The 11,959-nt window shown below is 61.8% G+C and carries 10 protein-coding genes and 1 pseudogene; 4 read left to right on the top strand and 7 right to left on the bottom strand.

What is annotated here, in order from left to right; all coding sequences use genetic code 11:
• Positions 1-32: 32 nt before the first annotated feature.
• Positions 33-719 (bottom strand): hypothetical protein, encoded by a 687-nt coding sequence (locus tag P0D80_RS43105; RefSeq protein ID WP_408293056.1) that lies wholly within the window; start codon positions 717-719, stop codon positions 33-35.
• A gap of 836 nt (positions 720-1,555) precedes the next feature.
• On the opposite strand from P0D80_RS43105, the gene P0D80_RS43100 reads away from it, so the two are divergent.
• On the top strand, positions 1,556-1,897 hold the full coding sequence (locus tag P0D80_RS43100; RefSeq protein WP_408293053.1) for a helix-turn-helix domain-containing protein: 342 nt from the start codon (positions 1,556-1,558) through the stop codon (positions 1,895-1,897).
• A gap of 287 nt (positions 1,898-2,184) precedes the next feature.
• Here the strand turns inward: P0D80_RS43100 and P0D80_RS43095 are convergent.
• From P0D80_RS43095 to P0D80_RS43085, 3 genes and pseudogenes are all read right to left on the bottom strand, one after another.
• Positions 2,185-3,423: pseudogene (locus tag P0D80_RS43095) on the bottom strand (FMN-binding glutamate synthase family protein); the annotation flags it as partial.
• Between the two features lie 216 nt (positions 3,424-3,639).
• On the bottom strand, positions 3,640-4,785 hold the full coding sequence (gene mnmA / locus P0D80_RS43090) for a tRNA 2-thiouridine(34) synthase MnmA (protein ID WP_408293050.1): 1,146 nt from the start codon (positions 4,783-4,785) through the stop codon (positions 3,640-3,642).
• Between the two features lie 58 nt (positions 4,786-4,843).
• On the bottom strand, positions 4,844-5,323 hold the full coding sequence (locus P0D80_RS43085; RefSeq protein WP_408293046.1) for an NUDIX hydrolase: 480 nt from the start codon (positions 5,321-5,323) through the stop codon (positions 4,844-4,846).
• Between the two features lie 253 nt (positions 5,324-5,576).
• Between P0D80_RS43085 and P0D80_RS43080 the strand changes: the two genes are divergently transcribed.
• From P0D80_RS43080 to P0D80_RS43070, 3 genes are read left to right on the top strand one after another with little or no spacing between them, the layout of a single operon-like run.
• Complete coding sequence (locus P0D80_RS43080; RefSeq protein WP_408178337.1) at positions 5,577-6,719, top strand: Re/Si-specific NAD(P)(+) transhydrogenase subunit alpha; 1,143 nt, start codon at positions 5,577-5,579, stop codon at positions 6,717-6,719.
• A gap of 11 nt (positions 6,720-6,730) precedes the next feature.
• On the top strand, positions 6,731-7,057 hold the full coding sequence (locus P0D80_RS43075; RefSeq protein WP_012431753.1) for an NAD(P) transhydrogenase subunit alpha part 2: 327 nt from the start codon (positions 6,731-6,733) through the stop codon (positions 7,055-7,057).
• A complete protein-coding gene (locus P0D80_RS43070; protein WP_408293041.1) occupies positions 7,057-8,511 on the top strand; it encodes an NAD(P)(+) transhydrogenase (Re/Si-specific) subunit beta in 1,455 nt (484 codons plus the stop codon). The genes P0D80_RS43075 and P0D80_RS43070 overlap by 1 nt, the downstream gene beginning before the upstream one ends.
• 55 nt (positions 8,512-8,566) lie before the next feature.
• On the opposite strand, the gene P0D80_RS43065 is transcribed toward P0D80_RS43070, so the two are convergent.
• The 3 genes from P0D80_RS43065 to P0D80_RS43055 form a co-directional block, all read right to left on the bottom strand.
• Complete coding sequence (locus tag P0D80_RS43065) at positions 8,567-9,307, bottom strand: helix-turn-helix transcriptional regulator (protein ID WP_408293038.1); 741 nt, start codon at positions 9,305-9,307, stop codon at positions 8,567-8,569.
• 66 nt (positions 9,308-9,373) lie between these two features.
• Positions 9,374-9,757 carry a VOC family protein gene (locus P0D80_RS43060; RefSeq protein ID WP_408178339.1) on the bottom strand — a complete coding sequence of 128 codons (384 nt, stop codon included), beginning with the start codon at positions 9,755-9,757 and terminating at the stop codon, positions 9,374-9,376.
• 219 nt (positions 9,758-9,976) lie between these two features.
• Positions 9,977-11,269, bottom strand: a complete 1,293-nt coding sequence (locus tag P0D80_RS43055) for a THUMP domain-containing class I SAM-dependent RNA methyltransferase (RefSeq protein ID WP_408293035.1) — start codon at positions 11,267-11,269, stop codon at positions 9,977-9,979.
• Positions 11,270-11,959 lie beyond the last annotated feature (690 nt).

Raw genomic sequence — 11,959 nt, 5'->3', positions numbered from 1 at the left:
ACCGGCGGACGTTAGAACCTGAGGTCTCGTGCCTATGGGAAAAGCTGCACATATTGTTGCGCAAAGGTCGCGGCCTCTTTCACAACCGACTTAACATCTTCGACCGATAGCCGCTGGAGCGGCGTATCACCGTCCAGCGCCTCAGCCGGGGTCGTGAAGAAGTCGAACATTGTCCACGAGTCAATTTTGCCCAGACGACGTATGACTTTTCTGAAGTCATCACGGAAAATCATGGGCGTGAGAAAGAACGCTGGGATATAGGCGTCCGGACCAAAGTACACGCGGAACATCCGACTCGAGGTGACATACTTATCGAGCGTCTTTTCCGTGATGCCGACCGCATTGCAGAAATCGTTGGTTCGAAGCACTTTTCCCTGGTGCACAAGCGGGTAACGCTCAGCGTTCGCTTTGTTGGCTCCGGACAAAGGCTCATGTTCGGGTGTCGACTTCGACGCACGTTTGACGCGCTTTCGAAGATTCTCTTCTTCTTCTCGAAGCGCAGGTAGGTCAATTCCGTATGCCGTAGCTATGCCCATGGCTGCACAGAGATGATTCTTGAACATGCGGCCGAGCGCCGCGTCGGGGATTTGCAGCAGCGTTTCAATGACTTTCGGGTCGCACAAGATGGCTGCGACGACGGCGCGACGTAGGATGTGCTGTATCCATTCTTCTTTGAGCGGCGTGTTGTTCTTCGTCTCACGCGTAGACCGAGGCAACATGGTCATTCCCTTACTTAAGCGAGGCTAAAGTTGTTGGCGCAGAGTCGATGTACTTCGGCTCATCTGTCTTCGAAGCTCAACAGCTTCGTTAACCTTGGGCTCTCCGCGTGCCTTGTCACAGCTAGAGGGGAGCACGGTTTCGGCTGCTCGTCGGTGACTGAGTACCAGTAGCTCCCCGCGTCCGAGTTTTCGGCCTGTACCTCCTTCCATAGTCCGGTCACCCGACAGAAAGTGACGGATGCGTCCGCGTCTTTTCTGGCCATCAGATGAACTGAAAATTCAGCATCACCTAAATGAGACACGAGTTCAATCAAAGCTTCGGCGCCGTCCGCTACCCATCCGTCTGGACCGAATTGGTCTCCGCGACCGGGCGAGGCCACAACGAAGAAATTCAAAGTAAGGTCCGACCACCCTATACAACGCCACGGACGAAGTGGCTGCAAGAGAGCCGCTTTTATGGGATGTGACTCTTCCCAATTGCTGTCAGTAAATAGCATCGCACGGCCAACCGAATGTTTAAAGGTTCAACGAATCCACAGTCCTCAGAATCGAGCGCGGACGCATGGGTCGCTCAGGGGGCCGCGCTTTGCACTACGCGCGGATTCCATAGTGGCTTCAAATATCTCAAAAAGGTTCAATCACTACACACGGACGGCCGTCGACTTACCACGCTCTTGGCCGTGCCTTCTAAGTTAAATGTCAAATGCGACTAACCTCGCAACCTGACGGCCTTGACATACTTGCCATTGCTTCATATCTCGCAGTCGCTCGCTGATACACCCCAATTCTACGAATTACGTAGAGATTCAACAAGTGAATCCTACGATATTCGTAGAATGAAAATCCAGCAATCAGCCTCGCTTTTCGGTCGGCGGCTTCGCGTTGCCCGCCGTCAGGCGGAAATCCCACAAGACAGATTGGGCGTCCAAATCGGGCTTGATGAACACACGGCGAGTGCTCGCATTAGTCGGTACGAGACTGGTGTGCACGAACCACCCTTTGAAATTGCAATGAAGCTGGCCAAAGCGCTGGGCGTTCCGACGGCTTATTTCTATTGTGAGGACGAGGACCTTGCCGAATTAGTTTTAGCTTGGGTTCGCCTATCAAAGTCGGAGCGTAAGCTGCTCAAAAAGCTTTTAGACACGAAGCTCTTGGCGGCTGCCCTAGATAGGGTCTAAACGAAAAAGTAGGTCTCTGACATTTGTCAGGGCGCTTCAGTGAAATCGCTTTGGCAGTTCCACGTGTGCACAACTTCGCTGTCCACACCACAAGGGTGTGGACAGCCGCCCTAAGGGCGGTTCCGAAGTTGCACACACTTAAGACTGACGCGCCGGCTACGCCGGCTTGCCCAATTTAGAAATTTAAACTGCTACCCCAGCACCGACGGACGAGTCAGTGAGTCCTGAATTCGGCATGAGAGGCGATTTGCAAGCTTTAATAGTTGCACGAGTATGGGGTTAATAACCACCGCGAACATGAAGCCGCGCGCGGCGTTGACCCAGTCCGCGCCGATCGCGAGCGTCTTGGTGATGTCGAACGCGGTGATCATCTTGCCGCTCGCGCCGATGCGAATACGTTGCCGCAAGCCGATGCCCACCAGCGTGTTGTGCACCAGCAGCAGACCTTCCTGCAAGGGCACGCCGACGTGATCGGTGAATTCGAGCGGCGCCGCGCCCGTGCCGCCTTCCGCGCCGTCCACGACGATGAAGTCCGGCAGGATGCCCGTTTCCAGCATCGCCTTGGCAATGCCGAAGAATTCCCACGGATGCCCGATGCACAGCTTGAAGCCGGTTGGCTTGCCACCCGACAGCGTGCGCAGACGGTCGACGAATTCGAGCAGGCCGCGCGGCGTCGAGAACTCGGAGTGCGTGGCCGGCGAGATGCAGTCGCGGCCCATCGGCACGCCGCGCGTCTCCGCGATTTCCGGCGTGATCTTGGCGGCCGGCAGCACGCCGCCGTGCCCAGGCTTCGCGCCTTGCGAGAGCTTCACCTCGATCATCTTCACTTGCGGCTCGGCGGCTTGTTTCGCGAACTTCTCCGCGCTAAAGCTGCCGTCGTCGTTGCGGCAACCGAAGTAGCCCGAGGCGATTTCCCAGATGATGTCGCCGCCGTGCTCGCGGTGATATTTCGACATCGAGCCTTCGCCGGTGTCGTGCGCGAAGTTGCCTTTTTTCGCACCGAGGTTCAGCGCCATGATCGCGTTCGCCGACAGCGAGCCGAAGCTCATCGCCGAGACGTTGAAGATCGACATCGAATAAGGCTGCGCGCGATCCGGTCCGACGACGATGCGGAAGTCGTGATTCTCGAGCGTGGTCGGTGCGAGCGAGTGGCTGATCCATTCGTGCGCGATGGCTTTGACGTCGAGTTCGGTGCCGTACGGACGGCTGTCGACGTCGTTCTTCGCGCGCTGATAGACGATGCTGCGCTGGGCGCGCGAGAACGGTTTTTCGTCCGTGTCGCCTTCGACGAAATACTGGCGGATCTCCGGGCGGATGAATTCGAACAGGAAACGGAAGTGGCCCCACAGCGGATAGTTGCGCAGGATCGCGTGGCGCTGTTGCGTCAGGTCGAACAGGCCGAGCGCGACCAGTGCGAGCGGCACGATGATCCAGAACCACGAAATGTGCTGCGTGGCGGCGAACGCCGCGCAGACGGCGAACAGCGCGGCGGCGCACCACATGGCCAGATAACGTCGAGAAAACATGGGGACTCCAGTGCAGTGAGGATCGTCACGGCGGGATCGCCAGCGCTGCCGGCGCAGACGGAATCCGCCGCAAAGGAAAACGAGCGACTGCTTGTTATGGTGAAGCTAGCTGCGGTTTGAAGAGCGAACGCGTGGATGCCACGCGCAGCGCAGATTGAAACGTGAAAGTGAAGCGTGCGGCGCCAGGCCGGGTTGCCGCACGATTGGACGTCTGGATCAACGGGCGGTCAGCAGCGCCGCTTTTTGCGGCTCACGCGCGACCGGCTGTCCGGTGACCGCATGTTCGATGATGCCGCCGCCGAGACACACGTCGCCATCGTAGAGCACCGCAGATTGCCCCGGTGTGACAGCCCATTGCGCCGCTTCGAAATTCAGCTCGAAGAGGCCTTCGCCGCTGCCCGCTCTGCTAAACGTGCATGGCGCATCCGCTTGCCGGTAACGGGTCTTCGCGCCGCACGCAAAGCCGTCCGCCGGCGGTTCGCCCGCCACCCAGCTGGTATTGCCCGCGGACAGCGTATGGCTGAGCAGCCACGAGTGATCATGGCCTTGGGCGACATACAGCGTGTTCGACGGAATGTCCTTGCCGGCGACGAACCACGGTTCGCCGCTGCCGTCCTTGCTGCCGCCGAGGCCGATGCCCTTGCGCTGGCCGAACGTGTAGAACGCGAGGCCGATATGTTCACCGACCACTTTGCCGTCGGTGGTTTTCATCGGGCCGGGCTTGGTCGGCAGATAGCGGTTCAGGAAGTCGCGGAACGGCCGTTCGCCGATAAAGCAGATGCCGGTCGAGTCTTTCTTCTTCGCATTGGGCAGCGCGATCTGCTCGGCGATTTCGCGGACTTTGGTTTTCGGAATCTCGCCGAGCGGAAACAGCGTCTTCGACAACTGCGCCTGATTCAGCCGATGCAGGAAGTACGACTGGTCTTTCGTATGGTCGAACGCCTTCAGCAGTTCGAAGCGGCCGTCGTTCTCGCGCACGCGCGCATAGTGGCCGGTCGCGATGGTTTCCGCGCCGAGTGACATGGCGTGGTCGAGGAAAGCCTTGAACTTGATTTCGGCGTTGCAGAGCACGTCCGGATTCGGCGTGCGGCCGGCCGAGTATTCGCGCAGGAATTCGGCGAACACGCGGTCCTTGTATTCGGAGGCGAAGTTGACCGCTTCGACGTCGATGCCGATCAGGTCCGCCACCGAGACCACGTCGATCCAGTCCTGCCGCGTTGAGCAGTATTCGCTGTCGTCGTCGTCTTCCCAGTTTTTCATGAACAGGCCAACCACGTCGTAGCCCTGTTCCTTCAGCAGCCATGCGGTAACCGACGAATCGACGCCGCCCGACATGCCTACTACGACTTTCTGCTTGCTCATAAGATGCTCACTGGGTGCTGCGTGACTTCATGGATCGTGGGTTGGCCGCTCGTTGCGGCTATCTTTTTTGCCCGACCGAATGCGTGTGCACGAAGTCGAGCGGGAAACGTCGGCCCGCGAGGTAATCGTCGAGACATTGCATGACGAGCGGCGTGCGGTGCCGTTCGGGACAGGCGCGCAATTCGTCGGCACTCATCCACAACGTGCGGACGATGTCGGGGTCGAGGGCGCGCTGCGGATCGGCTGCGCCGCCGGTGCCGCAATAGGTGAAGCGCAGGTAGGTCACGCCCTCACTGCCGGGCCGCTCGAAATGGGTCATGTACATGCCCACCAGCGCCTCGGGCACGAACGGGTGGGCGGTTTCCTCGAGCGTTTCGCGGATCACCGCTTCCACCAGCGTCTCGCCCGCTTCCAGATGGCCCGCGGGCTGGTTCAGGCGCAGGCCGTCGACGGTATGCTCCTCGACCACGAGAAAACGCCCGTCACGCTCGACGATGGCCGCGACGGTGACGTGCGGCAGCCAGGTTTCCGGTTTCATGGGTGCGCATTTTACCGTTTATGGGCCTCGCCTGCCGGGAAGCGGCCGGCCGGTTGCGGGTGACAGGCACGACCGGCGGGCCGGCCGCTCGCCGTCCGCGACGTCGGGCCGGTCCGCCGGGCACCCCCGGATTGTCCCCGATTTCTGCGCACCCCCCTGTTTCGGTTAAAGTGAGGCGTTAGCCGTTGCACTCGCAAGCCGGCGGGCCTCGTCGGCCGATCTGTCGTAAAACAGGAAGTCGAGGAGGAACAAGATGCACATCGGAGTGCCAGCCGAGACGCGCGCGCACGAAACCCGCGTCGCCGCGACGCCCGAAACGGTCAAGAAGTATGTGACCCAGGGCCACCGGGTCACGATCCAGAGCGGCGCCGGGACCGGCGCCAGCTTTCCAGACGATGCCTTTACGGCCGCCGGCGCGGAGATCGTCGATGCGGCGACCGCTTTTGGCGCTGAACTCGTCCTGAAGGTCCAGTCGCCCACCGATGCCGAGTTGCCGTTGCTTAAACGCGGCGCGACGCTGGTCGGCATGCTCGATCCGTTTAATACCGAAAACTCATCAAAGCTGGCGACTGCGGGCGTGACCGCGTTCGCGCTCGAAGCCGCGCCGAGAACCACGCGCGCGCAGAGTCTGGACGTGCTGTCGTCGCAGGCGAACATCGCGGGCTACAAGGCGGTTTTATTGGCCGCCACGCTCTATCCGCGCTTCATGCCGATGCTGATGACCGCAGCGGGCACCGTGAAAGCGGCGCGCGTGCTGATTCTCGGCGCGGGTGTGGCCGGTTTGCAGGCGATCGCGACCGCCAAGCGCCTGGGCGCGGTGATCGAAGCCTCCGACGTACGTCCAGCGGTGAAAGAGCAGATCGAATCGCTCGGCGCGAAGTTTCTCGACGTGCCCTACGAAACCGACGAGGAGCGCGAAGCCGCGCAGGGCGTCGGCGGCTATGCGCGGCCGATGCCGCCTTCGTGGCTCACGCGCCAGTCCGCGCTGGTCCACGAGCGGGCCAAACAGGCCGACGTGGTGATTTCCACTGCGCTGATCCCTGGCCGCGCCGCACCGACGCTGATCTCGGTCGAAACCGTGCAGGCGATGAAACCCGGCTCCGTACTGATCGACCTCGCGGCCGGCCGCGGCGCGGAGTACGAAGGCCAGCGCGGCGGCAACTGCCCGCTCACTGAAGCGGACAAGGTCGTCATCAAGCACGGCGTGACCATCGTCGGCTATACGAATCTCGCCTCGATGGTGCCCGCCGACGCGTCCTCGCTCTACGCACGCAACCTGCTCGACTTCCTGAAGCTGATCATCACGAAGGAAGGCGCCCTGAACATCGATCTCGCGGACGATATCGTCGCGGCCACGCTGCTGGCCCGTGACGGCGAAGTCACGCGCAAGGCTTAAGGAGAGCGGCGATGGAAGTCATCAACCACACCGTCATCAACCTGATCATCTTCGTGCTGGCGATCTACGTCGGCTACCACGTGGTCTGGAACGTCACGCCCGCGCTGCACACGCCGCTGATGGCCGTGACCAACGCGATTTCGGCGATCGTGATCGTCGGCGCAATGCTCGCCGCGGGCCTGACCTTGGGCACCCCCGGCAAGTTCTTCGGCACGCTCGCGGTCGCACTGGCGGCAGTGAACGTGTTCGGCGGCTTTCTCGTCACACGACGAATGCTGGAGATGTTCCGCAAGAAAGAACCGAAGAAGCTCCCCGCCGCTGCCAAGGAGAACGCGTAATGAGTCTGAACGTCGTCACGCTGCTTTATCTGGTCGCGTCGGTCTGCTTCATCCAGGCGCTCAAGGGGCTGTCGAATCCGAAGACGGCGCGCATTGGCAACACCTTCGGCATGGTCGGGATGGCGATTGCGATCGTTACGACCATCGCGCTGATCGTCAAACAGGCTAACGGGCTCGGTTCGAATCTTGGGCTGGGGCTTGGTTTGCTGCTGGTCGCGCTGGTGATCGGCGGGGCGGTCGGTGCGTTCGTCGCCGCGCGCGTCGAGATGACCAAGATGCCGGAACTGGTCGCGGCAATGCACTCGCTGATCGGTCTCGCTGCCGTGTGTATCGCGTATGCGGTGGTGTCGGAGCCGGCCGCGTTCGGCCTTGTCGATCCTGAGAATACGGCGCCGGGTTTCCTGCCGTATGGCAACCGTATCGAACTGTTCATCGGTACGTTCGTCGGCGCGATCACGTTCTCGGGTTCGGTGATTGCATTTGGCAAGCTGTCGGGCAAGTACAAGTTCCGGCTCTTCCAGGGCGCGCCGGTCGTGTACGGCGGTCAGCATCTGATCAACCTGCTGCTCGCGCTGGCGATGCTCGGCTTCGGCATCCTGTTCTTCCTCACGCAGTCGTGGCTGCCGTTCATCATCATGACGCTGATCGCGTTCGTGCTGGGTGTGCTGATCATCATTCCGATCGGTGGCGCGGACATGCCGGTGGTCGTGTCGATGCTCAACTCGTACTCGGGCTGGGCGGCGGCGGGCATCGGCTTCTCGCTGAACAATCCGATGCTGATCATCGCGGGCTCGCTGGTGGGTTCGTCCGGTGCGATTCTGTCGTACATCATGTGCCGGGCGATGAACCGCTCGTTTTTCAACGTGATTCTCGGTGGCTTCGGCAATGAGCCGGGAGCGGCAGCCGCAGGTGGGTCGGCTGAGCAGCGTCCGGTGAAATCGGGTTCTGCCGATGATGCGTCGTTCATGCTCGGCAATGCTGAAACCGTGGTGATCGTGCCGGGTTATGGTCTTGCCGTTGCGCGCGCGCAGCATGCGTTGAAGGAGCTGACCGACAAGCTGGTCGAGAAGGGCATCGAGGTGAAGTACGCGATTCACCCGGTGGCCGGACGGATGCCGGGGCACATGAACGTGCTGCTCGCGGAAGCCGAAGTGCCGTACGACATGGTCTATGAAATGGACGACATCAACGGTGAGTTCGGTCAGGTCGACGTGGTGCTGGTGCTCGGCGCGAACGACGTGGTGAACCCGGCGGCGAAGAACGATCCGAAGTCACCGATCGCGGGCATGCCGATCATCGAGGCGTACAAGGCGCGTACGGTCATCGTGAACAAGCGCTCGATGGCCGCAGGTTACGCCGGGCTCGACAACGACCTGTTCTACATGGACAAGACGATGATGGTGTTCGGCGACGCGAAGAAGGTGATCGAAGACATGGTGAAGGCCGTGGAATAAGCCTGCGCGGCAGGAACGAGATCGCGGTTTGCCTCGCAGCGGCGAACCGCGATCCTCACTTCGGCTTCGCATTCACATGCCGCAACAGGTCCGCGAGTCGCCTGCCTTCCTGATCTGGATATTGTTCGAGCACCTGAAGATTCTGAATCTTCTCCAGCCCGAAATTGCGGAAATCGCTCCGTAATTCACACCACGCACCGAGTGTCCAGCGCGCGCCCCAATAGGCGAGGGCGAGCGGCCAGACACGACGCTCGGTCGCCGCGCCATTCACATCGACGTAGGCAAAGCTCACCACATGCCGCGTGTCGATCGCGCGATGCAGCGCGTCCGATTGTGCGGAAAAATCCCCTTTGATGTGAAACGACGGCGCGAAGACCGCGAGCCTCTCCAGCGTCGCGCGCTTGTCGGCGGGCATGGCCGAGGCGATCTTGGCGAGCGCCCCGCGCGCGCCGCCCGCGAAGCCGGCGCCGCCCCACGACTCGAGCATGCGCGCGCCCGCGGCGAGCGCGGCCAGTTCATCGGCGGTGAAGGTGAGCGGGGGCAAACTTGCCGCGCGGCTCAGACGGTAGCCGATGCCGGCTTCGCCTTCGATCGGCACCCCTGACAGTTGCAGATCGCGCACGTCGCGATAGACCGTGCGCAGCGAGATATGCAGCCAGTCGGCGAGTTGTTGCGCAGTGGTCAGACGCCGTCCGCGCAGCAGTTCGGCGATCTGGAACAGGCGGTCGGCGCGGCGCGTCATCGTGGGCGTCTTGTAGAAGAGGACGGGGACAGTCCCGCGATGATAGCGCCGCATGCCGCGCTCCGGTCGGCGTTCGTGCGCGGTGCTCGCCGGCCGCCGCGCACGAGCGTTGTGTTGCGTTTAGCCGTTGGTCCGCGAGTGCAGGCCGAGACGGTTGCCTTCCGTATCGGTGAAGAACGCGATATAGCCGATGTCCTGCGGCAGTTTGATCACCGGGCCGTCGGTCTTGCCGCCGGCTTGTTCGACGCGCGCGAGGGTGGCGTCGACGGTCGGTTGCGCGTTCAGATAGACGAGCACGCCGTCGTCGGTCGGGGTCATCGACGGGCTGTGGACGATCGCGCCGCCGGTGGCCGGCTCCTCGTAGCCGAACACGGCGATTGGCTGGCCGCCGACTTCCTGGACATTCAGTTTGACGTCGAGCGCCGCTTCATAGAAACGGACGGCGCGATCGAAATCGACGGACGGAATCTCGAACCATGCAACAACTTTGGATGATGCGGACATGTCACTCTCCTGTGGATGGCGGGTAAGCCGTGTCAAGCGCCGGATGGCGTGAGAAGGAGTGTGCGAGGATGCTACTGACAGCGTGGTGTCAGTAGGAGGTGGCAGGAGCGATGGACAGGGCAGCGAAAAAAACGGACGGCTCGCAAGCCACAGGCGAAAAAAACCGCGGAGCCAGTCCGCGGTTTTCGTCGCCAAACTACCTGTCAGACGCAGCGCACCTCACGCCGCCGGCGTGTCGCTCTGCGGACGCTGCCGCACGCTGCCCGCGATCAGATCGAAGCGGAACAGACGGCATTCGAGCGCGCCGTTAAAGAGTGGCGTCTTGGTCGATTCACGCAGACGCAACTGGCCCGGCAGCTTGCGATCCGATGTCAGGATGAATGCGTGCCAGCCGGTGAAGCGCTGCTTGAGCGCATCGCCGAGCGACTGGAAAAATTCGCTGTCCGGCGTTTCTTCCTGCGCGCGACGAAAACCCTCGTCATCGCGGCTGTCACGATTGCCGCGGCCTTCGCGAAGCTCGCCGCGGGCATTGCGCCCGCGCACTTCGATCCGTTCGCCATACGGCGGATTGGCGACGAGTATGCCTGCGGCGGACGTCGGCGGCGTCATGCCGCGCGCGTCGACCTGTTTGAGGGGAATCGACGGCAAGCCGGCGCGCTGGAAGTTGGCGCGCGCCTTGTCGAGCATGTCGCCGGAAATATCGCTGCCGAAGATTTGCAGATCGGCGCGCGAACTGCGCGCGGCGTGCTTCGCGTCGAGCGCGGCGGCCTTGAGTGTTTGCCAGGTTTTGGCTTCGTATTGCTTGAGCTTCTCGAAGCCGAAGCGCCGTTCCGCGCCCGGCGCGATATTCAGCGCCACTTGCGCGGCTTCCGCGAGGAATGTGCCGCTGCCGCACATCGGGTCGTACAGAGGAGTGCCGGCGGTCCAGCCGGTCAAACGCAGAATGCCCGCGGCCAGATTCTCGCGCAGCGGCGCTGCGCCCTTGTCGAGGCGCCAGCCGCGCTTGAAGAGCGGATCGCCCGAGGTGTCGAGATACAGCGTGCAGTCGGTGGCGGTGAGAAAGGCGAACACGCGCACGTCGGGCATGGCGGTGTCGATGCTTGGACGCGCGCCGCTGACTTCGCGCAGACGATCGCAGATGGCGTCCTTGACGCGCAGCGTCGTGAATTCCAGGCTGCGCAGCGGCGATTTGATCGCCGTGACGTCCACGCGCAGCGTTTCGTTCGCCGAAAACCATTGTTCCCAACGCTGTTCGACTGCGAGCGCATAAATGTCCTGCTCGCTGCGATACGGGCGATGCGCGATTTTCAGCAGCACGCGGCTCGCGAGACGCGAATACAGGTTGGCGGCCATGCCGGCGGCCCAGCCTCCGCGGAAATGCACGCCGCCCGGCACTTGTGCGCCGGCCGTGAACGGGGCGCCGTTCAGGTGTTGGGCGGCAATTTCGGCGAGTTCAGCCGCAAGCGAGGCTTCAAGGCCGCGCGGGCAAGGGAGGAAGAAATCGAAGGACATTGAGGTTGCCGGAAGGCGTTGGATAAGGCGCTATTGTACGCGGTCGGGGTGTTGTGCTTTTGCATGGGTGCCTGCGTGGCGGTTTTTGTCGTGTTGGCCTTTCCTTGAATTCACGGTGGTCGATTGGCGTTGCCCCTGTGCGGGGCGGCACCTACTTTCTTTGCCGCGGCAAAGAAAGTAGGCAAAGAAAGCCGCTTCAAACCGCCAGCTCATAAGCAGGTGTCTCGCGCAGTCGCGGTAGTGGTACATCTGGAATCTGTGTTCTCGCGCATTCCGCGTAAGTGACTAGGCGCTCATTCTTCCGGCGGCGTTGCGCGCGCCGCGCGCGGTAATCATCAACCAGCGGCTGTGTTTGCTCGGCGGCGTTCTCACCTCACGCGGTGTCGTGGCATACCATCGCGCCGCGCAATCTCACGATATTTTCGGCATTTCACCGAGGCGAAGCCGATGGCCCCGTCGCGCCCAAACGAAGGCCCTGTTTTCAAGCAGACCGTTCCGGCGAGCGCGCAGCGCGAGGCGGGAAGTATGAGTGCCTTGTCACTTACGCCGAATGTGCGAGCCGACAGATTCCAGATGGACCACTATTCCCTCCAAGCCAGGGGACCCGCTTAAGAGTTAGCGGTTCAAGCCGCTTTCTCTTGCCTACTTCTCTTTGCGGCCGGCAAAGAGAAGTAGGTGCCGCCCCGCACA

This window comes from Paraburkholderia sp. RL17-373-BIF-A (assembly GCF_046030175.1).
GTDB lineage: Bacteria > Pseudomonadota > Gammaproteobacteria > Burkholderiales > Burkholderiaceae > Paraburkholderia.
Note: the sequence above shows the minus strand (reverse complement) of the source record. Positions and strands in the feature narration are given on the sequence as shown.

Excerpts from the sequence above, each read along its gene's own strand:
- P0D80_RS43105 (WP_408293056.1), bottom strand. The coding sequence starts at position 719 with ATGTTGCCTCGGTCTACGCGTGAGACGAAGAACAACACGCCGCTCAAA.
- P0D80_RS43100 (WP_408293053.1), top strand. The coding sequence starts at position 1,556 with ATGAAAATCCAGCAATCAGCCTCGCTTTTCGGTCGGCGGCTTCGCGTT.
- mnmA (WP_408293050.1), bottom strand. The coding sequence starts at position 4,785 with ATGAGCAAGCAGAAAGTCGTAGTAGGCATGTCGGGCGGCGTCGATTCG.
- P0D80_RS43085 (WP_408293046.1), bottom strand. The coding sequence starts at position 5,323 with ATGAAACCGGAAACCTGGCTGCCGCACGTCACCGTCGCGGCCATCGTC.
- P0D80_RS43080 (WP_408178337.1), top strand. The coding sequence starts at position 5,577 with ATGCACATCGGAGTGCCAGCCGAGACGCGCGCGCACGAAACCCGCGTC.
- P0D80_RS43075 (WP_012431753.1), top strand. The coding sequence starts at position 6,731 with ATGGAAGTCATCAACCACACCGTCATCAACCTGATCATCTTCGTGCTG.
- P0D80_RS43070 (WP_408293041.1), top strand. The coding sequence starts at position 7,057 with ATGAGTCTGAACGTCGTCACGCTGCTTTATCTGGTCGCGTCGGTCTGC.
- P0D80_RS43065 (WP_408293038.1), bottom strand. The coding sequence starts at position 9,307 with ATGCGGCGCTATCATCGCGGGACTGTCCCCGTCCTCTTCTACAAGACG.
- P0D80_RS43060 (WP_408178339.1), bottom strand. The coding sequence starts at position 9,757 with ATGTCCGCATCATCCAAAGTTGTTGCATGGTTCGAGATTCCGTCCGTC.
- P0D80_RS43055 (WP_408293035.1), bottom strand. The coding sequence starts at position 11,269 with ATGTCCTTCGATTTCTTCCTCCCTTGCCCGCGCGGCCTTGAAGCCTCG.